At 67.3% G+C, this 26,208-nt stretch carries 23 protein-coding genes, 1 other RNA gene and 1 pseudogene; 15 read left to right on the forward strand and 10 right to left on the reverse strand.

Translation table 11 applies throughout. From position 1 onward, the window contains the following. Positions 1-223 precede the first annotated feature (223 nt). The 6 genes from DIE22_RS07875 (at position 224) to DIE22_RS07900 (ending at position 6,085) form a co-directional block, all read left to right on the forward strand. Positions 224-1,177: a LysR substrate-binding domain-containing protein gene (locus tag DIE22_RS07875; RefSeq protein ID WP_124500288.1), complete on the forward strand. Its 954-nt coding sequence runs from the start codon at positions 224-226 to the stop codon at positions 1,175-1,177. Positions 1,178-1,451: 274 nt separating this feature from the next. After that, positions 1,452-2,738 (forward strand): Glu/Leu/Phe/Val dehydrogenase, encoded by a 1,287-nt coding sequence (locus DIE22_RS07880; protein ID WP_124500289.1) that lies wholly within the window; start codon positions 1,452-1,454, stop codon positions 2,736-2,738. Between the two features lie 229 nt (positions 2,739-2,967). Beyond that, positions 2,968-3,861, forward strand: a complete 894-nt coding sequence (locus DIE22_RS07885) for a glutamate/aspartate ABC transporter substrate-binding protein (RefSeq protein WP_185640572.1) — start codon at positions 2,968-2,970, stop codon at positions 3,859-3,861. Between the two features lie 84 nt (positions 3,862-3,945). Then, entirely contained in the window at positions 3,946-4,686 is a 741-nt protein-coding gene (locus DIE22_RS07890; protein WP_124500291.1) for an amino acid ABC transporter permease, read from the forward strand. After that, entirely contained in the window at positions 4,686-5,363 is a 678-nt protein-coding gene (gene gltK / locus DIE22_RS07895; RefSeq protein ID WP_124500292.1) for a glutamate/aspartate ABC transporter permease GltK, read from the forward strand. The genes DIE22_RS07890 and gltK overlap by 1 nt, the downstream gene beginning before the upstream one ends. Further along, positions 5,360-6,085 carry an amino acid ABC transporter ATP-binding protein gene (locus DIE22_RS07900; RefSeq protein ID WP_014898077.1) on the forward strand — a complete coding sequence of 242 codons (726 nt, stop codon included), beginning with the start codon at positions 5,360-5,362 and terminating at the stop codon, positions 6,083-6,085. The genes gltK and DIE22_RS07900 overlap by 4 nt, the downstream gene beginning before the upstream one ends. A gap of 113 nt (positions 6,086-6,198) precedes the next feature. Here the strand turns inward: DIE22_RS07900 and DIE22_RS07905 are convergent, their stop codons facing one another. Both DIE22_RS07905 and DIE22_RS07910 read right to left on the reverse strand, forming a co-directional pair. After that, positions 6,199-11,445: an autotransporter outer membrane beta-barrel domain-containing protein gene (locus DIE22_RS07905; protein ID WP_124604834.1), complete on the reverse strand. Its 5,247-nt coding sequence runs from the start codon at positions 11,443-11,445 to the stop codon at positions 6,199-6,201. A 660-nt stretch (positions 11,446-12,105) separates the two neighbouring features. Continuing rightward, positions 12,106-13,023, reverse strand: a complete 918-nt coding sequence (locus DIE22_RS07910; RefSeq protein ID WP_124498193.1) for a class II glutamine amidotransferase — start codon at positions 13,021-13,023, stop codon at positions 12,106-12,108. Between the two features lie 203 nt (positions 13,024-13,226). Here DIE22_RS07910 and pyrC point away from each other — a divergent pair, with 203 nt between their 5' ends. The 3 genes from pyrC (at position 13,227) to rnpB (ending at position 15,590) form a co-directional block, all read left to right on the forward strand. Further along, entirely contained in the window at positions 13,227-14,291 is a 1,065-nt protein-coding gene (pyrC, locus tag DIE22_RS07915) for a dihydroorotase (protein WP_124604835.1), read from the forward strand. Further along, complete coding sequence (locus DIE22_RS07920) at positions 14,288-15,166, forward strand: DUF3025 domain-containing protein (protein ID WP_124604836.1); 879 nt, start codon at positions 14,288-14,290, stop codon at positions 15,164-15,166. The genes pyrC and DIE22_RS07920 overlap by 4 nt, the downstream gene beginning before the upstream one ends. A gap of 12 nt (positions 15,167-15,178) precedes the next feature. Further along, positions 15,179-15,590: RNase P RNA component class A (gene rnpB, locus DIE22_RS07925), an RNA gene on the forward strand. 70 nt (positions 15,591-15,660) lie between these two features. Here rnpB and DIE22_RS07930 read toward each other — a convergent pair. Beyond that, entirely contained in the window at positions 15,661-16,125 is a 465-nt protein-coding gene (locus DIE22_RS07930; RefSeq protein ID WP_124498196.1) for an OsmC family protein, read from the reverse strand. A 436-nt stretch (positions 16,126-16,561) separates the two neighbouring features. After that, complete coding sequence (locus DIE22_RS07940; RefSeq protein ID WP_124498198.1) at positions 16,562-16,867, reverse strand: DUF1090 family protein; 306 nt, start codon at positions 16,865-16,867, stop codon at positions 16,562-16,564. Between the two features lie 312 nt (positions 16,868-17,179). Here DIE22_RS07940 and rplM point away from each other — a divergent pair, with 312 nt between their 5' ends. The 3 genes from rplM to erpA all read left to right on the forward strand — a co-directional run bounded on the left by rplM (position 17,180) and on the right by erpA (position 18,592). After that, the gene (gene rplM / locus DIE22_RS07945; RefSeq protein WP_009687896.1) at positions 17,180-17,608 is read left to right on the forward strand and encodes a 50S ribosomal protein L13; all 429 of its coding nucleotides are present in this window, start codon (positions 17,180-17,182) and stop codon (positions 17,606-17,608) included. An 11-nt stretch (positions 17,609-17,619) separates the two neighbouring features. Next, the gene (gene rpsI, locus DIE22_RS07950) at positions 17,620-18,012 is read left to right on the forward strand and encodes a 30S ribosomal protein S9 (RefSeq protein WP_011883283.1); all 393 of its coding nucleotides are present in this window, start codon (positions 17,620-17,622) and stop codon (positions 18,010-18,012) included. A gap of 208 nt (positions 18,013-18,220) precedes the next feature. After that, positions 18,221-18,592, forward strand: a complete 372-nt coding sequence (gene erpA / locus DIE22_RS07955) for an iron-sulfur cluster insertion protein ErpA (RefSeq protein ID WP_124498199.1) — start codon at positions 18,221-18,223, stop codon at positions 18,590-18,592. A gap of 106 nt (positions 18,593-18,698) precedes the next feature. Here the strand turns inward: erpA and DIE22_RS07960 are convergent, their stop codons facing one another. After that, a complete protein-coding gene (locus DIE22_RS07960) occupies positions 18,699-19,847 on the reverse strand; it encodes an anhydro-N-acetylmuramic acid kinase (protein ID WP_124498200.1) in 1,149 nt (382 codons plus the stop codon). A 142-nt stretch (positions 19,848-19,989) separates the two neighbouring features. On the opposite strand from DIE22_RS07960, the gene tyrS reads away from it, so the two are divergent. Genes tyrS through DIE22_RS07975 form a run of 3 tightly spaced genes read left to right on the forward strand, consistent with a single transcriptional unit; the run spans position 19,990 to position 22,372 of the window. Then, a complete protein-coding gene (gene tyrS / locus DIE22_RS07965; RefSeq protein WP_124498201.1) occupies positions 19,990-21,231 on the forward strand; it encodes a tyrosine--tRNA ligase in 1,242 nt (413 codons plus the stop codon). Further along, on the forward strand, positions 21,228-21,686 hold the full coding sequence (dtd, locus tag DIE22_RS07970) for a D-aminoacyl-tRNA deacylase (protein WP_124498202.1): 459 nt from the start codon (positions 21,228-21,230) through the stop codon (positions 21,684-21,686). Before tyrS ends, dtd begins: the two co-directional genes overlap by 4 nt. A gap of 23 nt (positions 21,687-21,709) precedes the next feature. After that, on the forward strand, positions 21,710-22,372 hold the full coding sequence (locus DIE22_RS07975) for a histidine phosphatase family protein (RefSeq protein ID WP_124498203.1): 663 nt from the start codon (positions 21,710-21,712) through the stop codon (positions 22,370-22,372). Positions 22,373-22,423: 51 nt separating this feature from the next. Here DIE22_RS07975 and DIE22_RS07980 read toward each other — a convergent pair. From DIE22_RS07980 to ruvC, 5 genes and pseudogenes are all read right to left on the reverse strand, one after another. Continuing rightward, positions 22,424-22,618: pseudogene (locus DIE22_RS07980) on the reverse strand (chromosome partitioning protein ParB); the annotation flags it as partial. 31 nt (positions 22,619-22,649) lie between these two features. Continuing rightward, positions 22,650-23,603, reverse strand: a complete 954-nt coding sequence (locus DIE22_RS07985) for an oxygenase MpaB family protein (protein WP_124498204.1) — start codon at positions 23,601-23,603, stop codon at positions 22,650-22,652. A gap of 24 nt (positions 23,604-23,627) precedes the next feature. Next, a complete protein-coding gene (ruvB, locus tag DIE22_RS07990) occupies positions 23,628-24,695 on the reverse strand; it encodes a Holliday junction branch migration DNA helicase RuvB (RefSeq protein ID WP_124498205.1) in 1,068 nt (355 codons plus the stop codon). Positions 24,696-24,815: 120 nt separating this feature from the next. Continuing rightward, entirely contained in the window at positions 24,816-25,397 is a 582-nt protein-coding gene (gene ruvA, locus DIE22_RS07995; protein ID WP_014898064.1) for a Holliday junction branch migration protein RuvA, read from the reverse strand. A 193-nt stretch (positions 25,398-25,590) separates the two neighbouring features. After that, positions 25,591-26,133 carry a crossover junction endodeoxyribonuclease RuvC gene (gene ruvC / locus DIE22_RS08000; protein ID WP_124498206.1) on the reverse strand — a complete coding sequence of 181 codons (543 nt, stop codon included), beginning with the start codon at positions 26,131-26,133 and terminating at the stop codon, positions 25,591-25,593. Positions 26,134-26,208 lie beyond the last annotated feature (75 nt).

Below are 26,208 nucleotides of genomic sequence, written 5' to 3' on the forward strand. Positions count from 1 at the left end.
GAATTCGACATTTTACCATTGGCGCGGAGCGATCCCGGCCGAACCGGTCCGGCCGCGGCCACCGCGGGCGATCGGCACGCACCCGGTGCCCGGGCGGCGCGCGATTGGCCTGCCGGCAGGCGCCCGCGCCGGCTCGCCGGGCTGCCCGCCACGCCGCCGGGCGGGCCCGCCCGCCGGTAGAATGCAGGCTTCTTCCCGACCGCCGCCCGCCGCGCCCGCCTGCATGGAACTGAAATGGCTCGAAGACTTCGTCTCGCTCGCGGAAACGCGCAGCTTTAGCCGGTCCGCCGAACTGCGGCACGTGTCGCAGCCCGCGTTCTCGCGGCGCATCCAGGCGCTCGAGGCCTGGCTCGCGACCGAACTGATCGATCGTTCGGTCTATCCGACGCGGCTCACGCAGGCCGGCCAGATCTTCTACGAGCAGGCGCTGACGATGCTGTCGCAGGCACACGAGGCGCGCACGCTGCTGCGCGGCCACGTCGGCGCGCCGGTGCCGACCATCGAGTTCGCGGTGCCGCACACGCTGTCGCTCACGTACTTTCCGCGCTGGCTGCAGCGGATCGAGGCGAAGATGGGGCAGGTCCACACGCGGCTGCGCGCGCTGAACGTGCACGACGCCGTGCTGTCGCTCGTCGAGGGCGGCTGCGACCTCGTGATGGGCTACCACCACCCGAGCCACCCGGTCGCGCTCGACCCGGCCCGCTACGACATGCTGGTCCTCGGCAGCGAGCCGATCAGCGCGTTCTCGGCGCCGGGCCGCGCGGGCCGGCCGCGCTACACGCTGCCGGGCACGGCCGAGGCGCGCGTGCCGTACCTGTCGTATACGCCGAACGCGTATCTCGGCCGGATGACCGAAGTCATCGTTGCGAACGCACCGACCCCCCTGTTTCTCGATCGCGTGTACGAAACCGACATGGCCGAAGGGCTGAAGGCGATGGCGCTCGCGGGCCACGGCGTCGCGTTCCTGCCGCACAGCGCGGTCGAGGACGCGGTGGCGAGCGGCCGCCTGATCCGGCTCGACCGTTCCGCGCGCGGCGGCACGCATCCGTTCACGCTGACGATGGAGATCCGCCTGTACTGCGACAAGCTCGCGCTGCAGGGCGACGATCCGCGCCAGAAGCTCGTGCGCGCGCTGTGGGACGTCGTGCGCGACGAATTGCGCGAAGCGGCCGGTTAACCGTGGGCGGTTAACCGGGCCGGTCAGGCGCGCGGCTGACGACCGGCTTGCGGCGCCTGCCAGACGCCTGTCCGGCGGGCGTCCGGCGGCTTCCCCGACGATTTTTCGTCGACGCGATGCACGACCGATCGCGGGCGTTCTTGCGCAAATCGACCGCGGATTTGCGAAAAATCCCGATCATGCAAGAAACGCATAATCGAATAAGCAAACGGCATTGGATAAAAAAAACGGGTTTTTCGACAATGTGCGCACTTCGTTGAACGTTGGAGCATCCATGTCTTCGCAACTGCAGTCCATCCCGTCCTACCTGCACGCCGACGATCTCGGCCCGTGGGGCAACTACCTTCAGCAGGTCGATCGCGTCGCACCGTACCTCGGTTCGCTGTCGCGCTGGCTTGAAACGCTGAAGCGTCCGAAGCGCATCCTGATCGTCGACGTACCCATCGAACTCGACAACGGCACCGTCGCGCACTTCGAAGGCTATCGCGTGCAGCACAACGTGTCGCGCGGTCCGGGCAAGGGCGGCGTGCGTTACCACCAGGACGTGACGCTGTCGGAAGTGATGGCACTGTCCGCATGGATGTCGGTGAAGAACGCGGCCGTGAACGTGCCGTACGGCGGTGCGAAGGGCGGCATCCGCGTCGATCCGCGCAAGCTGTCGCGCGGTGAGCTCGAGCGCGTGACGCGTCGCTACACCAGCGAAATCGGCATCATCATCGGGCCGAACACCGACATTCCGGCGCCGGACGTCAACACCAACGAACAGGTGATGGCGTGGATGATGGACACGTTCTCGATGAACCAGGGCCAGACGTCGACGGGCGTCGTGACCGGCAAGCCGATCTCGCTCGGCGGTTCGCTCGGCCGCAAGGAAGCGACGGGCCGCGGCGTGTTCGTCGTCGGCTGCGAAGCGGCGAAGAAGAAGGGCCTGGAAATCGAAGGCGCGCGCATCGCGGTGCAGGGCTTCGGCAACGTCGGCGGCATCGCGGCGAAGCTGTTCCAGGAAGCGGGTGCGAAGGTGATCGCGGTGCAGGATCACACGGGCACGATCTACCGGCCGGCCGGCCTCGATTCCAACAAGCTGCTCGACCACGTCGCGCGCACGGGCGGCGTCGCGGGCTTCGAAGGCGCCGAGCCGATGCCGAACGACGAGTTCTGGACGGTCGAGACCGACATCCTGATCCCGGCGGCACTGGAAAACCAGATCACCGAGAAGAACGCAGCGAAGATCCGCACGAAGATCATCGTCGAAGGCGCGAACGGCCCGACGACGACGGCGGCCGACGACATCCTGAGCGCGAACGGCGTGCTCGTGATTCCGGACGTGATCGCGAACGCGGGCGGCGTGACCGTGTCGTACTTCGAGTGGGTGCAGGACTTCTCGAGCTTCTTCTGGACGGAAGACGAGATCAACCACCGTCTCGAGCGCGTGATGCGCGAAGCGTTCGCCGGCGTGTGGGCGGTCGCGGAAGAGCACAAGGTGTCGGTGCGTACGGCGGCGTTCATCGTCGCGTGCAAGCGCATCCTGATGGCGCGCGAAATGCGCGGCCTGTACCCCTGATCGGTGACTACGATCAAGGCATGACGCAATCCATCCGATTGCGCGCATGAACCCTCGCGGGCGGTGCCGAATCCGGCACCGCCCGCGCGCGCATTCAGGCGCCGCAAGCGCGCCCGAAGCCGGGAGGACGGCTTCGCACGGGACGATTCGTAGTTCGGTTAACAACCAGTACTTTCAAAAATATTACTTTGATACACTGGCGCGGGTTTTAGCCAAGGAGATGACCAAAATGAAATACCACAAGGCTGTCCTGATGGTCGCGGCGCTGTGCGCGTTCGCGAGCGGCGCGCATGCGCAGGAGACCGGCACGCTGAAGAAGATCAAGGACACGGGCGTGATCGCGCTGGGGCACCGCGAATCGTCGATCCCGTTCTCCTACTATGACCAGAACCAGCAGGTCGTCGGCTATTCGCGCGAATTCCAGCTGAAGGTCGTGGACGCGGTGAAGAAGAAGCTGAACCTGCCGAACCTGCAGGTCAAGAACATCCCGGTCACGTCGCAGAACCGCATCCCGCTCGTGCAGAACGGCACGGTCGACATCGAGTGCGGCTCGACGACCAACAACGTCGAGCGTCAGCAGCAAGCGGCGTTCTCCGACACGATCTTCGTGATCGGCACGCGCCTGATGACGAAGAAGGATTCGGGCGTGAAGGAGTTCGCCGACCTGAAGGGCAAGACGGTCGTGACCACCGCCGGCACGACGTCCGAGCGCCTGCTGCGCAAGATGAACAACGACAAGCAGCTGGGCATGAACATCATCAGCGCGAAGGACCACGGCGACTCGTTCAACACGCTCGAGTCGGGCCGCGCGGTCGCGTTCATGATGGACGACGCGCTGCTCGCGGGCGAGCGCGCGAAGGCGAAGCAGCCGGGCGAGTGGGCGATCGTCGGCACGCCGCAATCGGAAGAGGCCTACGGCTGCATGATGCGCAAGGGCGATGCGGACTTCAAGAAGGTCGTCGACGACGCGATCTCGCAAGTCGAGAAGTCGGGCGAAGCCGCGAAGATCTACGCGAAGTGGTTCGAAAGCCCGATTCCGCCGAAGGGGCTGAACCTGAACTTCCCGCTGTCCGATTCGATGAAGAAGCTGTACGCGAACCCGAACGACAAGGCGCTCGACTGACCACGCGGCCGTTGATGCAGAAATGACGCTACTGAAACGGAAGAGGCCACGCTTCTTCCGTTTCTTTTTGCTGGAGTCTTGCCCATGTCTTACCACTGGAACTGGGGCATCTTCCTGAGCCCCGTCTCGACCGGCGAGCCGACGACTTATTTCGGCTGGTTGATGTCCGGCTTCTGGGTGACGATCGAAGTGTCGCTCGTCGCCTGGGTCATCGCGCTGATCGTCGGTTCGCTGTTCGGCGTGCTGCGCACGGTGCCGAACAAATGGCTGTCCGCGATCGGCACCGTGTACGTGTCGATCTTCCGGAACATTCCGCTGATCGTGCAGTTCTTCGTCTGGTATCTCGTGATACCCGAGCTGCTGCCCGCGTCGATCGGCACCTGGATCAAGCAACTGCCGCCGACCACGCAGTTCTTCACCGCGTCGATCATCTGTCTCGGGCTGTTCACCGGCGCGCGCGTGTGCGAACAGGTGCGCTCGGGGATCAACGCGCTGCCGAAGGGCCAGCGCGCGGCCGGCCTCGCGATGGGCTTCACGCAATGGCAGACGTACCGCTACGTGCTGCTGCCGGTCGCGTACCGGATCATCGTGCCGCCGCTCACGTCCGAGTTCCTGAACATCTTCAAGAACTCGGCGGTCGCGTCGACGATCGGCCTGCTCGACCTGTCCGCGCAGGCGCGCCAGCTCGTCGACTACACCGCGCAGACCTACGAGTCGTTCATCGCGGTGACGCTCGCGTACGTGGTCATCAACCTCGTCGTGATGGCGTTCATGCGCTGGATCGAAGGCCGCACGCGGCTGTCCGGCTACATCGGAGGCAAGTGATGCATCAGTTCGACTGGAGTAGTATCCCCGGCGCGATTCCGACGCTGTGGTCCGGCGCGATCATCACGTTCAAGATCACGCTGATCGCGATCGTCGTCGGCATCGTGTGGGGCACGCTGCTGGCGCTGCTCCGGCTGTCCGGCGTGAAGCCGCTCGCGTGGTTCGCGAAAGCATACGTGACGGTGTTCCGCTCGATCCCGCTCGTGATGGTGCTGCTGTGGTTCTTCCTGATCGTGCCGCAGGTGCTGCAGGGCGTGCTCGGGCTGTCGCCGACGATCGACATCCGGCTTGCGTCGGCGATGGTCGCATTCTCGCTGTTCGAAGCCGCGTATTATTCCGAGATCATCCGTGCCGGCATCCAGGCGGTGCCGCGCGGGCAGGTGAACGCCGCGTTCGCGCTCGGCATGAACTACGCGCAGGCCATGCGCCTCGTGATCCTGCCGCAGGCGTTCCGCGCGATGGTGCCGCTGCTGCTCACGCAGGCGATCGTCCTGTTCCAGGATACGTCGCTCGTGTACGTGATCAGTCTCGCGGACTTCTTCCGCACGGCTGCCAACATCGGCGATCGCGACGGCACGACCGTCGAGATGGTCCTGTTCGCGGGTGCATGCTATTTCGTGATTTGCTCGGTGGCGTCTGCCCTGGTCAAAGGTCTCCAGAAAAAGGTCACAAGATGATTTCCATCAAGAACGTTTCGAAGTGGTATGGCCAGTTTCAGGTCCTCGCCGATTGCACGACCGAGGTCAAGAAAGGCGAGGTGGTCGTCGTGTGCGGTCCGTCGGGTTCGGGCAAGTCGACGCTGATCAAGACCGTGAACGGCCTCGAGCCGTTCCAGCAGGGCGAGATCCTCGTGAACGGCCAGTCGGTCGGCGACAAGAAGACGAACCTGTCGAAGCTGCGCTCGAAGGTCGGGATGGTGTTCCAGCATTTCGAGCTGTTCCCGCACCTGTCGATCACCGAGAACCTGACGCTCGCGCAGATCAAGGTGCTCGGCCGCGGCAAGGACGAAGCGGCCGAGAAGGGCATGAAGCTGCTCGATCGAGTCGGCCTGAAGGCGCATGCGCACAAGTTCCCGGGCCAGTTGTCGGGCGGCCAGCAGCAGCGTGTCGCGATCGCGCGCGCGTTGTCGATGGATCCGATCGCGATGCTGTTCGACGAACCGACGTCCGCGCTCGATCCGGAGATGATCAACGAAGTGCTCGACGTGATGGTCGAGCTCGCGCAGGAAGGGATGACGATGATGGTCGTCACGCACGAAATGGGCTTCGCGAAGAAGGTCGCCCATCGCGTGATCTTCATGGACAAGGGCGCGATCGTCGAGGACGACCGCAAGGACGATTTCTTCTCGAATCCGAAGTCGGATCGCGCGAAGGACTTTCTCGCGAAAATCCTGCACTGAGCGTTCGGGCATCGCATGCTTCGTGTGCGCGAATGCGGAAACCGCCCGGCCGAACGCCGGGCGGTTTTTTTTCGTTTGCCGCCGGTCGCCGGCGGACGGGTTCGCCTCGCGCGTTACCAGCTGTAGCGGTACCCGACCTGCCCCGTGACGCCGCGCCGGTAATCGCCGCCGATGTTGCGCGCATATTTCACGTTCGCGTACAGCGCGCCCGACTTGCCGAAGCCCGCGGTCACGCCAAGGCCGAGCTCGTACCACGTGCGGCCCAGGTGCGTCGCGAACGGCGTGCCGCCGACGACGGTCTGGCCCGGCGACAGGAAGTCGTGCAGCACGTCGGCCGTGAAGTACGGCGTCGCGGCGCCGCCGCCCGCGTTCGCGTCGAGGTTCGGCCGGAAGATCCGCACGCCGACGCGCCCGCGCAGCGCGTGGGTGGTCGTGCCCGACACGGCCGACACGTTGTCGTTGAACCCGTTCAGCTTCAGGTACTGATACATCAGCTGCGCCTGCGGCTCGACCGCAATCGGCGTGCCGCCGATTCCGAACGGCTTGCCGACCTCCTGCGACAGCGCGATGCCGAAGCCGTGCTGCGATGCCTCGTTGCCGTAGCCGTCGCGATAGCGGTTGCCGTAGTGCGTGACCTGGCCGACGCTGTCGAAGTAGGTGCCGTCGGACAGGTAGCGCGTCCAGTAGCCGCCCACGCTCTGCGCGTGCATCTCGACCGAGCCCGTCGACGTCGACAGGCCTGGCGTATCGGCGCGCGCGATGTCGCTGAAGCTCGCGTTCGCGACGCCGATGCTCGCCGTCACGCCCGCATGCGTGCTGCCGCCGGCGGGTGCCCGGTCGAGCGTCCAGTCCTTGCCGAACTGCGCGAAGAACGTGCGCTCGTCGGCCGCGAAGCGGCCCGCGTTCGCGTCGAGGCTCTGTCCGCCGATGCGGCCCCACACGCCGTCGTGGTTGCCCGGCGCCTGCTTCTCGAGGTTGTCGATGTCGCCGACGCGCTCGTGCAGCTTGCCGAGCGTCGAGAAGCCGTAGTCGGCGTTCAGCAGCGGTGTCATCGCGTAGCCTGCAACGGCCGGGCGGTACGCGAGATTGCCGCCGTTGCCGCCGCCGTCGATGACGGTCGGGCCGACCGGATCGCCGGGGTCCGTCGGGTCGAGCTGCGAGCGCAGGTACCAGCCGTTCGCATCGCTTTGTCCGCCGCGGTAGAGCCGGTATTCATACGCGCCGGCCTGCACCGGGCCCGCGAGATGAAATGCCGATGCGGTGGTCGTGCCGCCGTTGGCCGTGACGACTACCGGAATCCCGTCGCCCGTCGTCTGCGCGCCGGTGCCGGCCGTGTTCGCGATCTTCAGCCCCGTCGTGCCGCTTGCGGCACCGCCGTTCACGATCAGCCGGTCGGTCGGCGATGCGTCGGCGCCGAGGTAGGTGTTCAGCGCGATCGTCCCGCCGTTGCCGACGTAGCTGCCGGTCGTCAGCGTCCTGTAGCTGCCCGCCGCCGTTGGCGCGCCGGACGGCGCGGCGAACGCGACCAGGCCCCCGTTGTTCAGGCTGCTCAGCACGGAACTGGCGGTCATATGCCACGTGCTCGTGGCGTCGACCGTCAGCGCGACCGGGTCGATCCTGCCGGTCAGGGTCGTGCCGTGCGTCAGGAACACGTTGCCGGTGCTCGACGCGTCCGACAGGATGTCGCCGGCGAGATTCACGGCCGATGCGTTGAAGGTCGCGGTGCTGCCGCTCGCGAGGTCGAGCAGCGTGCCCTTACCGGCCGTCACGACGGTGCCGTTGCGCACCGCGATGTCGACCGTGCCGCCGCGCGCGGCGAACGCCGGCCCGGCGACGGATGCGACGCTGCCGCCGTCGACGAGCACCGAGCTCGTCGCGCCGGTCGCGAGCGTGTCGGTGCTCAGCACGCCGGCCGTCGCACCCTTGAGCGTCGTGCCGGTCAGCGCGAGCACGCCGCCGCCGTCGACGGTCGCGCCGTTGCCGGCCGCGCTTGCGATCGACGACCGCGTGTCGCCGATGCGGCCGCCGTTCCGTGCGACGAGGCCGTCGGCTGCCGCGCCCGCCGTGGAGACCTGCGCGCCCGACAGCCACGCGGTCGCGCCGCTGCCCGCGACGATCGCGTGCGCGCCGGCGCCCGTCGTCGCGACGGTCGTGCCGTCGGCCGCGAGCGTCGAATCCGCGCCCGTCACCACGAGGCCGCGTGCGTTGTCGCCGGCGGTGCGCACGACGGTCGCCGCCGCATCGGTCGCGATGCGCGCGCCCGCGCCCGTCGACGATAGCCCGTCGGCGCCGTTGCCGGTCGTGCCGATCCGCGTGCCCGACAGCACGATCGTCGTGTTCGTGCCGAGGTTGTCGATGCCCTTGCCGGTACCGCCCGCCGCGATCGACGTCGCGCCGGCCGCGATCCCGCCGTCCGACACGGACGAGTCGATCAGCACGCCGTCGGCGCTGCCGTTCGCGACGACGGTGCCCGTGCCAGACAGCGCGACCGACGCGCCCGCGCCGGTCAGGTGCACGCCCGCGACGCCGTCGTCGGCCTCGATCGTGCCCGCGTTGGCGAGCGTCGCCGACGCGCCCTGCACGAGCGCGCCGGTGCCGTTCGATACGCGGAGCGTCGACGCGTTGTCGACCGTGCCGAGCGCGCCGACCACGACGCCCGTCGAGCCGGCGCCGGTCAGCTGCACCGTGTCGCGGTTCTCGAGTGTGCCGAGGTTCCGCACGACGAAACCCGTTACGCCCGCGCTCGACGAGGCGACCGCGGCATCGTTGGTCAGCGTCGTCGCGACCGGCGCGCCGGCATTCGCGCCCGCGAGGTCGTGCGCCTGGCCGTCGACGACGCCCGCGATCGCGCCGGCCGCATTCAGGTTGATCGTCGCGCCGGCGTCGATCGCGCCCTGTGCACCACCCTCGATCGCCACCGCGATGCCGTTCGTGCCGTTGACGTTGTAGACGGCGTCGCCGGTCGACAGCGTCGTGCCGGGGCCGGTCGCGAGCACGCCGCGCGCGCCCTGGCCGTTCACGTCCGTCGTCAGCGTGCCGACCGACGACGTGCCCGCATAGGCCGCGCCGCCCGCGATCCGGAACAGCGTCGAATCGTCGGTATCGACGCTCAGGTGCTGCGCGGCGACGGTGATCTTCGAGCCCGCGCCGTACGCATGGAAGCCGATCTGGTTCGTGCCCGACATGAAGTGGGGCACCGCGTTCGTGCCGACGTGGATGGTCGCGCCGGAGCGCGCATGGACGCCGATCGCGCCGTTGCCCGTCAGGTTGAGCGCACCGTCGACCGTGGCCTTTGCTCGCGGCCCTTCGGCCCATACGCCGTAGTTGCGCGTGTCCGAAGCCGGATCGAGGCCGCCGGCCACGTTGATCGTGCCGGTCGACGTCGCGGCCGTCGCGGTCGAGCCGGTGCCGACCACCATGATGCCGATGCCGTTTACGCCGTTCAGCGTGATCGTGCCCGTGTTGGTCACGATGGCAGCCGTGTTGGCCGCGAGCATGCCGACGTTCGCGAGCGGCGTGCCGGGCGCCGCGCCGTTCACGACGATCGCGCCCGCGTTGCGCAACGTGCCGGACGACGAGCCGAGGCTCGCCATCCCCGCGCCGTTTTGCGTCTGCGAGCCGATGACGATCGAGCCGAGGTTGCTGGCGGTGCCCGATGCGCCGAGCAGGATCCCATACGCGTGCGCGGACAGCGCGACGTCGTTCGACGCCGCCCCCGGCCCGTACTGGGCCGCGCGGCCGAGATGGATCGTGCCGCCGGCCGCGTTCGCGAAGGTACCGCCGGCCGCGAAACCGCCGATCACCTGGCTGTCGAGCGTCGTTGCGTTGACGCCGACGTTGATCGTGCCGGCGTTCGACGCGCGCGCGCCGTTCGTCACGGCCACCGCGTAGTTCTGCAGGTCGGGGCGGTTGCCGTCGAGCGTCCATGCGCCGACGTTCATCACGCCGTTGTTCACGAACGTCGTGCCCGTGCCGCTTGCGTATACGCCGTTGCCCTCGGTGTACGCGTGGAACCCGAAGTTGTCGGGCGGCGTGCTGCTGCGCGTGTCGACGTTGTCGCCGGACGCGTAGCCGGACGAGATCACGCCGTTGTTGACGCCGCTCGCACCGCTCAGCAGGCGCACCAGCGTGAAGTCGCCCGACAGGCGGCCGTCGTTGACGAAGTGCGCGCCGTTTTCCGCGAGGACGGCCGAGCTCGACGCGATCGTGTTGGTGCCGCGGAAGTCGATCTGGCCGTCCTTGCCGATCTGCAGCATCGCGTTCGCGCCCGTGCCGTGCATCGCCGACAGGTGATCGATCGGCAGCGTGTTCTTGTCGCCGGCGGACACGTTGTTCGCGTACTGGAAAGTTTGCTGCGTGAACGTGACGGCCTGGCCGAACGCGGTGTCGTACGCGGCCTGCGAGCCGAGCGCGCCGCTCTGGACCGAACGCACGAGGAAGTCGTTGTACGCGGCGAGCGACGCGGCGTCGCCGACGGTCCACGTGCTGCCGTCGAACGCGGTGAAGGTGCCCGCATAGGTCGGCACGTCGAGCTGGACGTTGCCGACGGGGCCGCCGCTCGCGAGATAGTCGCCGGTGCCGAGCCAGATCCGGTTGCGCGAATTCCAGTTGACGACGCTCCTTGCCGTGCCGGTGCCGTCCGCGAAGGTCAGGTCGGTCTGCTTCGGTGCGATCGAGATCGCATTGCCGGCCGCATCGGGCGCGTTCGCCGGATTGCCGATCGACATGTTCAGCGTGCCGCCGGTGTTGTCGACGGTGCCGATCCGCAGGTTCACGTACTGGCTGCCGTTCACGTCATGGTAGACGGGCACGTTGGTCGCGCCGACCGTCGACGCGGCGAACGCGGACGAGCTGTAGGTGGCGATCGACGTGTGGGTGCCGGTGATCGAGTCGGGCGTGCTGATGCTCTGCGTCTTGCCGCCGAGCGACAGCAGCGGCTGGTTCGGGTTGCCCGACACGATGGACGTATTGCCGATCGGCGTGAGCGTATAGCCGGGGTCGGCGGCGGCGCCGGTCCATGCACCCGTCACGCCGACCGTGTCGCCGCCGGACACGGCCGTGGCACCGGCCAGGTTGTCGTTCACGGTCGGGCTGAAGCTGCCGAGCGCGCAGTTGCCGCCGCTCGCGACCGCCGAACCGTCGCCGCAGGTCGATGCGTACGCGGAGCCGGCCGACAGCGCGGCCAGTGCGGCACCGAGCGCGGCGACGTGCAGCGACGAGCGACGGGCCGCCGTGCGGCCGGCACGGCGGCTTGTGCCCGATTCGCTGCCTGAACGCTTGCCGCGCGCCCGGGTCGTTTCCGCAACCGCGACCCAGCAGCCGGCGGCTTCGCTCCATATCGATCGAAATGAGTGATTCACGACAAGCCCTCTTTCTTGTTTTGAAGTGGTATCCACCGCGGCGCGGTGAAGGCGCATTCCGCGGCGGGAATTTGGCTCGAATGGGCGTGCGGCGGTCATTGCCGCATTTGCCGATGTCGCGCCAATCGTGATCCATTACACCGGGGATGGAGGGAGTCTACTAATCGGGGTGGCGGTCTATTATCAAAAAAATAAAGAATGTGGCGATAATGCCGATTTCATTCTGTATTTTTTGATTGAGTGATTAATCGAACTGAAAGCCTTTCTGTACAAGGGTTTGGTGGATTTTTAAGGAAGTGGTTTTTGAGCCGCTTGTCGGTGGCCTGACGCACTGTTCTCGGAAAATTGTCGCGATAAAATGTGGATTCCGGATTATGTAATTATGCCATCTGGTATTTATGTATTCGGCGTATGTATTATTTTCACTTGAACATTAATAAAATCAAGTGAATGTTGCGTGAGGCCGGTTCGGTACCTGGAATTGTGGCTCGGATGAAACGAAAACCGGACCGCGGGCTGAAGAACGGCGCGATTTTCCGCGAGTGCGCACGGCCCGGATGCCGGCGCGGACAACCGGGCAAGCCGGACGGGCGTGACCGGCCATCGCGCCATCGCGTGGCGACGGCAAGGGAAGTGGGAAAGGGCGCGAGCGCGCGTGGCTCAGAAATCGATCGGGTCGTCGGTGTCGTCCGCGGCGCCGGCCGCCAGCGCCTCGCGACGCACGCCGCCGCACGGCGCGGATGCCGATGCGTCGAGTGCCGGGTTGCGCAGCTTCTCGAGCACACGCTCGGGCACCGGAATCTGCATCCGCGCGGCGACGTCGCCGCACTGGAACATGATCAGCTCGCCCGGTTCGAACGAGGTCCAGATTTCGTTGTCGGTCAGCGGCTGCGTGGCGATCACCGCGACGCGATCCTCGGGTGTCGTGTATTTCGCGAAGTCGATCGACAGGTCTTCGTCGACCAGATGCGCGGTCGAGAACGGCCAGCGCCGCACGAGGTAGTGCAGCCGCGTCGAGCAGTGCGCGAAGAGCGCCTGGCCGTTCGACATCAGGAAGTTGAATACGCCGTGATCGGTGATGCCGCGCGTCAGCTCGCCGACGCGCTCGAACAGCTCCGGCAACGGCGGCTGCGCGCCGGGGAACGCTTCGCGCAGCCCCTGCATCAGCACGCAGAACGCCTTCTCGCTGTCGGTCGTGCCGACCGGATGGTAGACGCTGCCGTCGAGATCGGGTTCGTAGTCCTGCAGATCGCCGTTATGCGCGAAGATCCAGTGCCGCCCCCACAGCTCGCGCATGAACGGGTGGCTGTTCTCGAGCAGGATGTGGCCCTGCGTGGCCTTGCGGATGTGCGCGATCGTGTTCTTGGACTTGATCGGGTAGCGCTTCACCATTTCGGCGATCGGCGACGTGGCCGACGCCTGCTGGTCGATGAAGAGGCGGCAGGCCTTGTCCTCGAAGAACGCGATCCCCCAGCCGTCGGCATGATGATCGGTGAGGCCGCCCCGGGCCGCGAAACCTGTGAAGGAGAATGTGACGTCCGTCGGCGCGGCGCAGTTCATTCCTAGGAGTTGGCACATTTTACTTGGGGCGGGGGGCGGAAGCAGGGTAACCAACCGGGTGAACCCCGGTACAATATGACTTCTAGCATATCACCGAGCCTCGAGCGGTAAAAAGCGGATTCCGCCGGCCGAAGGCCTCGTGTTGCGGTTTGCCGTCAGTCGGCCCGCGCACGCGCGTTCCGGCCCCGCAGAAGGCCAGCCCGTTCCTCACGACGCCTCCTATGACTGCCTCGAACGCTTCCTCTCCGGCGACGCTCACGCTCGCCCGTCCCGACGACCTGCACCTGCACCTGCGCGACGGCGACATGCTGGCCGCGGTGCTGCCGCACACGGCGCGCCAGTTCGCCCGCGCGATCGTGATGCCGAACCTGAAGCCGCCCGTCACGACCACCGCGCAAGCGCAGGCCTATCGCGAGCGAATCCTGGCCGCGCTGCCGGCGGGCATGGCGTTCGAGCCGCTGATGACGCTGTACCTGACCGACAACACGTCGCCCGACGAAATCCGCCGCGCGCGCGACAGCGGCTTCGTGCACGGGGTGAAGCTGTATCCGGCCGGCGCGACGACGAACTCCGACCACGGCGTCAGCGATCTCGCGAAGTGTGCGAAGACGCTCGAGGTCATGCAGGAAACCGGCATGCCGCTGCTCGTGCATGGCGAGGTAACCGATCCGTCGGTCGACATGTTCGATCGCGAGAAGGTGTTCATCGATCGCGTGATGACGCCGCTGCGCCGCGATTTCCCCGGCCTGAAGGTCGTGTTCGAGCACATCACGACGAAGGACGCGGCCGACTACGTGCGCGACGCCGACGCGGCGCCGGGCCTGCTCGGTGCGACGCTCACCCCGCAGCACCTGCTGTACAGCCGCAACGCGCTGTTCGTCGGCGGGATTCGCCCGCATTACTACTGCCTGCCGGTGCTGAAGCGCGAAACGCACCGCGTCGCGCTCGTCGAGGCCGCGACGTCGGGCAACCCGCGCTTCTTCCTTGGTACCGACAGTGCGCCGCACGCGCGCGGCGCGAAGGAAACCGCGTGCGGCTGCGCGGGCTGCTACACGGCGCTGCACGCGCTCGAACTGTATGCGGAGGCGTTCGACCAGGCCGGCGCGCTCGACAAGCTGGAAAATTTCGCGAGCCGCTTCGGCGCCGATTTCTACGGGCTGCCGCACAGCACCGAGACGATCATGCTGCGTCGCGAGACCTGGGAGCTGCCGCGCGAGGTCTTCGCGGGCGATACGCCGGTCGTGCCGCTGCGCGCCGGCGAAACGATCGGCTGGAAGTTCGCGTGAGCGGCGCGCCGCCGCGCGGGGCCGGCCAGGCGGCCGGCGGCGCGGCGGCGGAGTTTGCGCGGATCGACTGGTCCGCGCCGTGGCTTGCGCCTTACGCGGCGCCCGGCCGTATGCTGCAGGCGGCCGCGCTCGCGGGCGAGGCCGCGCTGCTCGATGCATTGAACGGCGCGATGCACGACGGCGCGCGCGTCAGCGGCCGCGGCAGGCCGCTGCGCTTCGTGCCGCAGGCCGAGCTGCCGCCCGGCGTCGCATACGAAACCCATATCGCCGGCACGGGCGGCGTCCCGACCCGCCACAATCTTCACGACTTCTTCAATGCGCTCGTCTGGTTCGCGTATCCGCGCACCAAGGCCGCGTTGAACGCACGCCAGGCCGCGGCGATCGACACCGCGGGCGGCGTCGGGCCCGTGCGTGGCACGCTGCGCGATGCGCTCACGCTGTTCGACGAGAACGCCGCGCTGTTCGTGACGGCCGAGCGCACGCTCGCCGACGCGCTGCGCGGCTTCAACTGGCCGCAGCTGCTGGTGGCGGCGCGCGACGCGTGGGGCACGCGCTGCGAGGCGCGGCTCGTCGGCCATGCGCTGCTCGAGAAGCTCGTCGCGCCTTACAAGTCCTGCACCGCGCACACGTGGATCGTCGAAGTGAGTGACGACTATTTTGCGTGGCCCGACGCGCGGCGTACCGCGCATGTCGACGCGCGGATCGCCGGCGAGCTCGCGACCCGCGACCTGACGAGCCGCGATTTCGCACCGCTGCCGGTGCTTGGCGTGCCGGGCTGGTGCGATGCGAATGCCGCACCCGGGTTCTATGACGATCCGGCGGTTTTCCGCAGCGGCCGCCGCTCGCGTGCTGCCGGCGGCGGCGCACAGTGCTAGAATGCGCGTCGCAAAGCAGGCCAGGCAGTCGCGGCCTCGTCGCCTTCGGGCAGGCGGGGGCGAGGAAAGTCCGGACTCCACAGGGCAGGGTGATGGCTAACGGCCATCCGTGGCGACACGCGGAACAGGGCAACAGAAAGCAAACCGCCGATGGCCCGGCGCAAGCCGGGATCAGGTAAGGGTGAAACGGTGCGGTAAGAGCGCACCGCGGCGACGGCGACGTTCGCCGGCACGGTAACCTCCACCCGGAGCAATTCCAAGTAGGCAGGCGCGCATTTTCGGATGCAGGACGGGGCCCCCGTCTCGTCTGCGGGTAGGAAGCTTGAGCGCGTCAGCAATGGCGCGCCTAGAGGAATGGCTGCCACGCGCTGCGTGCTTCGGCATGCGGCGTGCACAGAATCCGGCTTATCGGCCTGCTTTGCCGCTCGAATGCGAAAGGGCCGGCGCTCCATCGGGAGCGCCGGCCCTTTTTTTCATCCATGGCTGCCGCGGGGTCAGTCCGCGACGATGTCGAACGAATGCGTGAGTTCGGCCGTCTTCGCGATCATGATCGACGCCGAGCAGTACTTGTCGTGCGACAGGTTGATCGCGCGCTCGACCGTGGCCGGGTTCAGGTTGTGGCCCGTGACGGTGAAGTGGAAGTGGACCTTGGTGAACACCTTCGGATCTTCGCTCGCGCGTTCGGCCTTCAGCGTGACCGAGCAGCCGGTGACTTCCTGGCGGCTCTTCTTCAGGATCAGCACGACGTCGTACGCGGTGCAGCCGCCGGTGCCGACCAGCACCATTTCCATCGGGCGCGGCGCGAGGTTATGGCCGCCGCCTTCCGGCGCGCCGTCCATCGCGACGAGGTGCCCGCTTCCGGTCTGCGCGGAAAACGCCATGCCGTCCTGACCCATCCAGCTTACTTTGCATTCCATGCTTGCACTCCAGCGTTGCCTGATTCGGATTCGATCCGGCATTGTAGCCCGCTGCGCAACGGTCGGCTGATGCGCTGCACGACGCGAAACGCCGTGCCGGCGTGAGCGGCGCCCGGCGGGGCGCCGAACGCCGATTTTCCCTGCCGTCTTTAGGGGTTTTACTCTAGACGCTGCGGGTTCCTGGTCGTGGTCTGGTTGATCAGGTTATTGATTTTAAAGAAGAAATGCGTTCGGTCTCGAGAGAGGCATCTTATTCCGTATTATGGTGCGAGATTTCGCAATGCAAATTTTCTTGTGAAGCCGGCGACGCATTCGTATAATGAGCCTCATTGGTTGTCGCGCTGCGGCAACCTCCGCATGTCTCCTCCACCCTCCTCCTAAGGTGGATTAAGCCCGAACCAGCCGTTCGGGCTTTTTTTCGTCCCGTGCAAACATTGGCGTGCAGTTTGCGCGCGCCGACACCCATCGTTGACACCGGTTACGTGGGCTGCCGTGCGGCCGGCCGCGACGCCGCGCCAGGCAGCGTGTCCGCGGCTCGGGCGGCAGGGGCCGGCGCGCTTGCGGCCGATGCATGGCCGTGGCCGCGCGCGCAGAAGTGGCGCACGCGTTCGCGTACCGCGCGCAGGCGGGCGATGCGATCTTCGGCATGGGTGCCGCGGGCGTCGGCGATGCGGGCGTCGAGTGCGTCGAGCTTGGCCTCGCAGCCGGTCCGGGCGGCGCCGGCGGGCGCGGCGGCGGCCAGCAATGCGGCCGCGAGAAAGGGCGTAAGTCGTTGTTTCATCATGCTTGTTTGTTGTTTTTCCGTTGTCGGCCGGTCTGGCGCGGCAAGGTCAGGTGCCGCGCGTCGATGGGTGCCTCCCCGGGCGCTCGGTTCGCCTGGCGTGTTGGGGCACGACCGGATTCTGGCCCATTTCGGGCGCCGCCGGCACGGGACGTGGATTCTCTTTGACCGCGCCGCGGCATTTCCTTTATAATTCAGGGCTTTTCCGCATTCATGCCCACGGAAAAAGAACAGGGAGAGCCTGCACCGCGCCACGAAGCGCACACAGACAAGCAGGAAGAACACATCGGGCAAAGCATTTTTTTTGGATCGATCATGAAGACGTTTTCCGCAAAAGCCCATGAGGTGACGCGCGAATGGTACGTGATTGACGCGACGGATAAGGTTCTCGGCCGTGTTGCCAGCGAAGTGGCACGCCGTCTGCGCGGCAAGCACAAGCCTGAGTTCACCCCGCACGTCGACACTGGTGATTTCATCATCATCATCAACGCGAGCAAGTTGAAGGTCACGGGCAACAAGACGCTGGACAAGAAGTACTACCGTCACTCGGGTTACCCGGGCGGCATCTATGAAACGACGTTCGGCAAGATGCAGGAACGCTTCCCGGGCCGTGCGCTCGAGAAAGCGGTCAAGGGCATGCTGCCGAAGGGCCCGCTCGGCTACGCGATGATCAAGAAGCTGAAGGTCTACGCTGAAGCCACGCATCCGCATTCGGCGCAACAGCCGAAGGCGCTCGAGATCTAAGGGGAGCCCACATGATCGGTAACTGGAACTACGGTACGGGCCGCCGCAAGAGCGCTGTCGCACGTGTCTTCATCAAGGCTGGCAAGGGCGATATCATCGTCAACGGCAAGCCCATCGCTGACTACTTCTCGCGCGAAACGTCGCTGATGATCGTGCGTCAACCGCTGGAACTCACGAACCACGGCCAGACGTTCGACATCAAGGTCAACGTCAATGGCGGCGGCGAAACGGGTCAGGCAGGTGCAGTGCGCCACGGCATCACCCGTGCACTGATCGACTACGATGCGACGCTGAAGCCGTCGCTGTCGAACGCAGGCTTCGTCACGCGCGATGCACGTGAAGTCGAGCGTAAGAAGGTTGGTCTGCGCAAGGCACGTCGCGCAAAGCAGTTCTCGAAGCGTTAATTCCGCTTCATGGCCGCGCCGCTTCCGGGCGGCGTCCGCCGGAAAAACCGCCAGCTTTCGCGCTGGCGGTTTTTTTTATGCCCGCGCGGCGGCCACCCGCGTGCGGGACCCCGCGTTGAAATCAACAAGAACCTATTGATTTCATGGACATCAGCACGATCTTCTGATCGGCCCTACAATAGCGGCTAAAGCTTTTTGGAGAGTTCGCATGAACGCTGTTACCGAATCCGCAGCAACGACCACCGATATGCCGCTGCCGTTCGTCTTCACCGACGCCGCGGCCGACAAGGTCAAGCAACTGATCGACGAAGAGGGCAACCCCGAACTGAAGCTGCGCGTGTTCGTGCAGGGCGGCGGCTGCTCGGGCTTCCAGTATGGCTTCACGTTCGACGAGGAAGTCAACGAGGACGACACCGTGATGAACAAGAACGGCGTCCAGCTCCTGATCGACTCGATGAGCTACCAGTACCTGGTCGGCGCCGAGATCGACTACAAGGACGACCTCAACGGCGCCCAGTTCGTGATCAAGAACCCGAACGCCACGACCACCTGCGGGTGCGGCTCGTCGTTCTCGGTCTGAGCGCACGACGGATCCTGTCCGTTTCGCCGGAATGAAAAACGGGGCTTCATGCCCCGTTTTTCATGTCCGTACGCGGTGTGTGCCGCGCGGACCGTGCATTGCGTATCTAGCGCGGATAGAGCGCGCCGAGCACGCGCTCACCCGCGGCACCGGTCACGCTCGCGAGATTGCCGGGCTGGCGCGCGGCGAAGCGATACGCGAGCCACGCGAACGCGAGCGCCTCGACCTGCTGCGGCGGCACGCCGAGCGCGGCGGTCGTATTGACCGTCGCCGGCACGCCGGCCTCGCGCAACGCATCCGCGAGCGCGGCGAGCAGCACCGGGTTGCGGGCGCCGCCGCCGCAGACGAACACGGCCTTGCAGCCGGCCGCGTGCCGTGCGATCTCGCGGGCAATCGAGACGGCGGTGAGCGCCGTCAGCGTCGCCTGCACGTCTTCCGGCGCGACCTGCGCGAATCCGGCGAGCTTGGTGTCGAGCCACGCGGGATTGAACAGGTCGCGGCCGGTGCTCTTCGGCGGCGGTGCGGCGAAGTAGGGCTCGTCGAGCAGCGCGTCGAGCAGTGACGCGTGCACGGTGCCGCGCGCGGCGAACTTGCCGCCGTCGTCGTACGGCTTGCCGAGGTGGCGCGTCGCCCATGCGTCGAGCAACGCGTTCGCGGGCCCGCAGTCGAAGCCGCGCACGTCGCCACCCTCGCCGGGCAGGATCGTGATGTTGCTGATGCCGCCGAGGTTGCAGACGATTCGCGTCTCGCCCGGCGCGCCGAACACCGTCGCATGGAACGCCGGCGCGAGCGGCGCGCCGTGGCCGCCCGATGCGACGTCGCGGCTGCGGAAATCGGCGATCACGTCGATATGGGCAAGCTCCGCGAGCAGCGCCGGATTGTTGAGCTGGCGCGTGTAGCCGCGCTCGGGACGGTGCCGGACCGTCTGGCCGTGCACGCCGATCGCGCGGATCTCGTCGCGCGACAGCCCGGCCGTGCGCTGCAGCTCGTGACAGCACACCGCGTAGCGTGCGACGAGCGCGTTCGCCGCGACCGATTCGCGGTCGATCTCGTCGTCGCCAGGCTGCTGCAGCGCGAACAGCGCGTCGCGCAGCGATTGCGCGAAGCCGACGAATGCCTCCGCGAGCACGACCGGCGCGCGGCCCGTCTCGAAACGCACGGCGACGCCGTCGACGCCGTCCATGCTGGTTCCCGACATCAGCCCGAAGTAGATGCCGTCGGCCGGATGGGCGGGTTGCGGATGTCGTTGCGGCACGTTGGGTTCTCCTGGATCGAGCGGCGCGGGCCGGTGCCACGCGCCTTGCGCCCGATTATCCGCGCAACCTGACGCGTCGTTAAGCGATGCACGCGCAAGTTATGGGAAAATCCCTGTCTTTGCGACATTCTTCCTGGCACCGATGAGCACCGAACCCAGTTCCAAGCCTGTTTTCCCGATCACCGACGAAGTCCGCCATGCGCTCGCCGTCACGAAGCGCGGCGTCGACGAATTGCTGATCGAGGAAGAGTTCGCGCAGAAGCTCGCGCGCAGCGCGGCCACCGGCACGCCGCTGCGCATCAAGCTCGGCCTCGACCCGACGGCGCCCGACATCCACATCGGCCATACGGTCGTGCTGAACAAGATGCGTCAGCTGCAGGACCTCGGTCACACCGTGATCTTCCTGATCGGCGATTTCACGTCGCTGATCGGCGATCCGTCGGGCCGCAACGCGACGCGTCCGCCGCTCACGCGCGAACAGATCGAATCGAACGCGAAGACCTACTTCGAACAGGCCGCGCTCGTGCTCGACCGCGAAAAAACCGAGATCCGCTACAACAGCGAATGGTCGATGCCGCTCGGCGCGGACGGGATGATCAAGCTTGCGTCGCGCTACACGGTCGCGCGGATCCTCGAGCGCGAGGACTTCACGAAGCGCTTCCAGGGCGGCGTGCCGATCTCGATCCACGAATTCCTGTACCCGCTGATGCAGGGCTACGACTCGGTCGCGCTGAACGCCGACCTCGAGCTCGGCGGCACCGACCAGAAGTTCAACCTGCTGGTCGGCCGCGAACTGCAGAAGCAGTACGGCCAGGAACAGCAGTGCATCCTGACGATGCCGCTGCTCGAAGGGCTCGACGGCGTCGAGAAGATGTCGAAGTCGAAGGGCAACTACGTCGGCATCAGCGAGAAGCCGACCGACATGTTCGGCAAGCTGATGAGCATCTCGGACACGCTGATGTGGCGTTACTTCGAACTGCTGTCGTTCCGCAGCCTCGACGAGATCGCCGGCTTCAAGCGCGACGCCGAAGGCGGCCGCAATCCGCGCGACTTCAAGGTGCTGCTCGCGCAGGAAATCGTCGCGCGCTTCCACTCGCAGGCCGACGCCGAGCGTGCGCTCGAGGACTTCAACCACCGCGCGAAGGGCGGCGTGCCGGACGACATCCCGTCGGTCACGCTCGCGGGCGCGCCGCTCGCGATCGGCCAGTTGCTGAAGCAGGCCGGCCTCGTGCCGTCGACGAGCGAGGCGCTGCGCAACATCGAGCAGGGCGGCGTGAAGATCGACGGCGCGGCCGTGTCCGACAAGGGCCTGAAGGTCGAGGCCGGCGAGTTCGTCGTCCAGGTCGGCAAGCGCCGCTTCGCGCGCGTCACGTTGACCGCATGATCGCGCTGATCCAGCGCGTGAAGCGCGCCGACGTGCGCGTCGGCGAGCGCACGACGGGCGAGATCGGCGCAGGCCTGCTCGCGCTCGTCTGCGCGGAGCGCGGCGACACCGAGGCCGCGGCCGACAAGCTGCTCGCGAAGCTGCTCGGCTATCGCGTGTTCAGCGACGCGGCCGGCAAGATGAACCTGCCGGTGTCGAACATCGATGGCGCGGGCGCTACCGGCGGCCTGCTGCTCGTGTCGCAGTTCACGCTCGCGGCCGATACCAACAGCGGGCTGCGGCCGAGCTTCACGCCGGCCGCGCCGCCCGACGAAGGCGCGCGCCTGTTCGACTATTTCGTCGCGGCCGCGCGCGAGCGCCATCCGGTCGTCGAGACGGGCGAGTTCGGCGCCGACATGCAGGTGTCGCTCGTCAACGACGGCCCCGTGACGTTCTGGCTGCAAGTGCGGCCCTGATTCTTTCCCGGAGACGCGCCGCGATGGCCACCACGCAGATCCTGTTCATTCGCCATGGCGAGACGGCCTGGAACCGCATCAAGCGCATCCAGGGCCATATCGACATTCCGCTGGCCGACACGGGGCTCGCGCAGGCGCAGCGGCTGGCCGTCCGGCTTGCGCGGGAAGCGCGTGACGGGCAGCGGATCGACGCGATCTATTCGAGCGACCTGATGCGCGCGCAGCAGACCGCGCAACCCTTTGCCGATGCGCTCGGGTTGCCGCTGCAGTTGCGCGAAGGGCTGCGCGAACGCGCGTACGGCGTGTTCCAGGGGCATGACAGCACCGAGATCGAGACGCTGTTTCCGGATGCCTACGCCGCGTGGCAGACCCGCGACCCGGGCTTCGCGCCTGACGGCGGCGAGTCGCAGCGCGAGTTTTATCATCGCGTGCTGCATGCGCTCGAGCCGATCGTCGCCGCGCATCCCGGCGGCCGGATCGCGTGTGTCGCGCACGGTGGCGTGCTCGACTGCGTGTACCGCTTTGCAAACGGTCTCGACCTGTCTGCACCGCGCAGCTATCAGCTGCTCAACACGAGCATCAACGTCGTCGATTACGTCGACGGCCGCGCGCAGGTCGTGCATTGGGCCGACGTGTCGCATCTGGACGCCGCGAGCGACGACGACGGGTATCGCAAGGTGCTCTGACCGATCGTACCGGCCCCGCCCGGCGTGACCGGCCGGGGGCCGCCTTCCCCGTCAGGCTTGCCGCGGCAGTGCGTGGCGCGTCTTGTCGTCGAGCGCGTACGCGATCTTGCCGGGCTCGTCGGCCGTGATCGGCTGACGCAGCTTGTCGAATTCCCCCTTGCTGTACTTCTTCCCGCCGTTGATCGCATCCACGCGCCCGAGATCGGCGCCCGTCTTGCCGTCGATCACCGGGTTCGTGGACGCGACTGGCAGTCAATCGAAATGATCCGAGGTGCTGTCAAGAGGGCGGGTTGCCGTCGGGCGGTGTCGCGGTTGCGCGGCGGCGTGCGCGTTTCGACGCGCCGTTCACGAGCGCCCAGCGCAGCACGGGGGCGACTGCCCGGACACCGGGCCGGACCACCGCGCGTCGCAGCGGTGCGAACGTCGACACACCGAGCATGCGCTGCGCCCAGGGCGGCAGCAGGTCGATCCCCGCATGCATGATCAGCGACGCGGCCGGCCGCAGCGCGGGCGTCGCGACCGGCACATTCAGCAGGATGTCCATGACGTCGAAGGTGTGCGGCCCGGCTTCGAGTTCGGGCTGCATGCGCGCGAAATAGGCCGCTACCTCGGCACGTGAACGAGGCACATCCCGGGCACCGAGCAGCTCGGCGATCAATGCCGTTTCAGCGTAATAGCCGTCCTGCAACTCGCCCGACAGCGACGGATTCACATAGCGCAAATGCGCGGCGAGGAAGCTCGATACTTCGGCGACATGCACCCAGGTCAGCAACGCCGGATCGTCGGCTCGATACGGCCGGCCGTCGGGCGCGGTACCCGATATGCGCGCGTGGATCGCTTTCACGCGCTCGATCAGCGCGAGTGCGTCGGCGCGGCTGCCGAACGTCGTGCCCGTGATGAACGTGGCGGTGCGCCGCAAGCGGCCGAGGATGTCGGTGCGAAACGACGAGTGATCCCAGACGCCCGCGAGCGCGAGCGGATGAAGCGCCTGCAGCAGCAGCGCGGCGATGCCGCCCGTCATCATCGACGTGAAATCGGCATGCACGCGCCAGCAGATGGCGTTGGGGCCGAACAGTCCCGGATCTCCGGGCGGCGACGAAAGATCGATCGACGGACCGCCGCCGCCTGCCGTCAGGTGCGTGATGCCGGCCACGAGCCGCTTGCGGATCGGCTCGGCCCAGCGCGGGCCCGGTGCGGGGGCGGCGGGATGCGGGCTGGGCGGCGTGGTCATGGCTGGCTTGGCGCGGGCGGCGCGCTACTTCCCGTCGGGGGTGTCCCACATCCCGCGTTCGGCGTTGCCGGCATTGGGCGCCGAGAGCCCGAAGTGGCGGTACGTGAGCAGCGTCGCGACGCGCCCGCGCGGCGTGCGTTGCAGGAAGCCCTGCTGGATCAGGTACGGTTCGAGCACGTCCTCGATCGTGTCGCGTTCCTCGCCGATCGCCGCCGCGAGGTTGTCGATGCCGACCGGGCCGCCGTCGAACTTGTGCAGGATCGCCTCGAGCAGCTTGCGGTCCATCAGGTCGAAGCCGACCGGGTCGACGTCGAGCATCGCGAGCGCGGCGTCGGCGACGGCCGCGGTGATCTGGCCGTCGGCCTTCACTTCCGCATAGTCGCGCACGCGGCGCAGCAGCCGGTTCGCGATCCGCGGCGTGCCGCGCGAGCGCTTCGCGATCTCCAGCGCGCCGTTCGGATCGATCTGCGCGTTCAGCAGCGACGCCGAGCGCCGCACGATGCGCGACAGCTGGTCGGCATCGTAGAACTCGAGGCGCGCGACGATCCCGAAGCGATCGCGCAGCGGGTTGGTCAGCATCCCCGCGCGCGTGGTCGCGCCGACCAGCGTGAACGGCTGCAGGTCGAGCTTCACGCTGCGCGCGGCCGGCCCCTCGCCGATCATGATGTCGATCTGGTAATCCTCGAGCGCCGGATACAGGATTTCCTCGACGACCGGCGACAGCCGGTGGATCTCGTCGATGAACAGCACGTCGTTCGCTTCGAGGTTGGTCAGCAGCGCGGCGAGGTCGCCCGCGCGCTCGAGCACGGGGCCCGACGTCTGGCGCAGGTTTACGCCCATCTCGCGCGCGATGATGTGCGCGAGGGTGGTCTTGCCGAGGCCCGGCGGCCCGAACAGCAGCACGTGGTCGAGCGGCTCGGAGCGGCGCTTCGCGGCCTCGATGAAGATCTCGAGCTGGCCGCGCACCTTTTCCTGGCCGACGTAGTCGTCGAGGTGGCGCGGCCGCAGCGCGCGTTCGAACACCTCCTCGTGCGACGAGGCGGGCGTGGCGGCGATGATCCGCTCGGCGGCGAGTTTGTCGGTTTCAATCATGCGGCCATTGTACCGCGCACCGTCACGCGGCCGAACTGGCCGAACGGCCGACTGGCGCGCGCCGCGCGGTGGCGCAACACTGGCTCCGACAGCCGGTTCGGGCGCCTGCCCGGGCCGCCGTTACACCTTCGACAGCGCCTTGAGCGCGAGCTTGATGCCTTCGGACACGCCGGTGCCGGCCGGCACGTTCTTGATCGCGGCGAGGCCTTCCTTTTCGGAATAGCCGAGCGCGAGCAGCGCGTTGAGGATGTCGGTCGCGTGGTCGGACGGCGACGCGGCGCCGGCGAGCGCACCGAGATCGGCGCCGAGCTTGCCCTTCAGCTCGAGCAGCAGGCGCTCGGCGGTCTTCTTGCCGATGCCGGGCAGGCGCGTGAGGCGCGCGGCGTCCTGCATCGTCACCGCCTGCGCGAGCTCCTGCACGCTCATGCCGGACAGCACGGCGAGCGCCATGCGCGCGCCGATGCCGGTGATCTTCAGCAGTTCGCGGAAGGTCGTGCGCTCCTGCGGCGTCAGGAAGCCGTACAGCAGGTGCGCATCTTCTCGCACGATCTGCTGCGTGAGCAGCACGACGCGCTCGCCCGTTTGCGGCAGGTTGTAGAAGGTGCTCATCGGCACGTCGATTTCGTAGCCGACGCCGTTGCAGTCGACGAGCAGGTGAGGCGGGTTCTTTTCGAGCAGGATGCCGGCGATGCGACCGATCATGGATGGCGGGATGCGAGGAAGAAAGCGCGAGTGTAGCGCAGGTGCGGCGCGATGCCGATGGGTTGGCCGTCAGGTCGGGGCGATGCGCCGCGCGTGCGCGACGCGGGTCGAGCAGGCGGGCAGGGCGGTGGCAGGTGCAATGCGCGCGACGCGAGCGGCTGCGCGCCGCGCCGGGCGGTTGCGTGCCGTCGTATCAACCGACGAGCCGCCCACGCCGCACACGCAGCCCCTTCTTCGCGAGCGCCGGCGCGAGGCCGCTGATCGTGCCGAGCGTGTTGCCGCTGTGCGCATGGCAGATCGCCATCCCGAGCGCGTCGGCTGCGTCGCTGCCGGGCTGGCCGGTGAGATTGAGCAGCCGCGTGACCATCTCCTGCATCTGCGACTTGGTTGCGCGGCCGTAACCGACGACGGCCTGCTTCAGTTGCAGCGCGGTGTATTCGGCGACCGGCAGGCCGCCGGAGACGAGCCCGCAGATCGCGGCGCCGCGCGCTTGGCCGAGCAGCAGCGTCGATTGCGGGTTCACGTTGACGAACACCTGTTCGATCGCGGCCTGGTCGGGCGCGTGTTCGCGCACGAGCGTCGACACGCCCTGGAAGATCGTGCCGAGCCGGGTGGCGAGGTCGGCCGTCGGCGTGCGGATCACGCCGCTTGCGACATAGGCGAGCCGGTGGCCGCTGACGTCGATGATGCCGAAGCCGGTGACGCGCAGGCCGGGGTCGATGCCGAGAATTCGCATGAGTGAGGAGAAAAACCTGATGCAGCGATACTACAACGAATGGTGCGCGGCGCCGGCCGCGCGGTCGCGTGCGCC

The sequence above is a fragment of the Burkholderia sp. Bp9142 genome (genome assembly GCF_003853415.1).
Classification (GTDB): Bacteria; Pseudomonadota; Gammaproteobacteria; order Burkholderiales; family Burkholderiaceae; genus Burkholderia.

What these genes read in the sequence shown, in the direction of transcription:
- DIE22_RS07890 (WP_124500291.1), top strand. Translation starts at nt 3,946, where the DNA reads ATGTCTTACCACTGGAACTGGGGCATCTTCCTGAGCCCCGTCTCGACC.
- rplM (WP_009687896.1), top strand. Translation starts at nt 17,180, where the DNA reads ATGAAGACGTTTTCCGCAAAAGCCCATGAGGTGACGCGCGAATGGTAC.
- ruvC (WP_124498206.1), bottom strand. Translation starts at nt 26,133, where the DNA reads ATGCGAATTCTCGGCATCGACCCCGGCCTGCGCGTCACCGGCTTCGGC.
- DIE22_RS07940 (WP_124498198.1), bottom strand. Translation starts at nt 16,867, where the DNA reads ATGATGAAACAACGACTTACGCCCTTTCTCGCGGCCGCATTGCTGGCC.
- gltK (WP_124500292.1), top strand. Translation starts at nt 4,686, where the DNA reads ATGCATCAGTTCGACTGGAGTAGTATCCCCGGCGCGATTCCGACGCTG.
- DIE22_RS07975 (WP_124498203.1), top strand. Translation starts at nt 21,710, where the DNA reads ATGGCCACCACGCAGATCCTGTTCATTCGCCATGGCGAGACGGCCTGG.
- erpA (WP_124498199.1), top strand. Translation starts at nt 18,221, where the DNA reads ATGAACGCTGTTACCGAATCCGCAGCAACGACCACCGATATGCCGCTG.
- ruvB (WP_124498205.1), bottom strand. Translation starts at nt 24,695, where the DNA reads ATGATTGAAACCGACAAACTCGCCGCCGAGCGGATCATCGCCGCCACG.
- DIE22_RS07910 (WP_124498193.1), bottom strand. Translation starts at nt 13,023, where the DNA reads ATGTGCCAACTCCTAGGAATGAACTGCGCCGCGCCGACGGACGTCACA.
- DIE22_RS07900 (WP_014898077.1), top strand. Translation starts at nt 5,360, where the DNA reads ATGATTTCCATCAAGAACGTTTCGAAGTGGTATGGCCAGTTTCAGGTC.
- rpsI (WP_011883283.1), top strand. Translation starts at nt 17,620, where the DNA reads ATGATCGGTAACTGGAACTACGGTACGGGCCGCCGCAAGAGCGCTGTC.
- dtd (WP_124498202.1), top strand. Translation starts at nt 21,228, where the DNA reads ATGATCGCGCTGATCCAGCGCGTGAAGCGCGCCGACGTGCGCGTCGGC.
- pyrC (WP_124604835.1), top strand. Translation starts at nt 13,227, where the DNA reads ATGACTGCCTCGAACGCTTCCTCTCCGGCGACGCTCACGCTCGCCCGT.
- DIE22_RS07985 (WP_124498204.1), bottom strand. Translation starts at nt 23,603, where the DNA reads ATGACCACGCCGCCCAGCCCGCATCCCGCCGCCCCCGCACCGGGCCCG.
- ruvA (WP_014898064.1), bottom strand. Translation starts at nt 25,397, where the DNA reads ATGATCGGTCGCATCGCCGGCATCCTGCTCGAAAAGAACCCGCCTCAC.
- DIE22_RS07875 (WP_124500288.1), top strand. Translation starts at nt 224, where the DNA reads ATGGAACTGAAATGGCTCGAAGACTTCGTCTCGCTCGCGGAAACGCGC.
- DIE22_RS07880 (WP_124500289.1), top strand. Translation starts at nt 1,452, where the DNA reads ATGTCTTCGCAACTGCAGTCCATCCCGTCCTACCTGCACGCCGACGAT.
- tyrS (WP_124498201.1), top strand. Translation starts at nt 19,990, where the DNA reads ATGAGCACCGAACCCAGTTCCAAGCCTGTTTTCCCGATCACCGACGAA.
- DIE22_RS07930 (WP_124498196.1), bottom strand. Translation starts at nt 16,125, where the DNA reads ATGCCGGATCGAATCCGAATCAGGCAACGCTGGAGTGCAAGCATGGAA.
- DIE22_RS07885 (WP_185640572.1), top strand. Translation starts at nt 2,968, where the DNA reads ATGAAATACCACAAGGCTGTCCTGATGGTCGCGGCGCTGTGCGCGTTC.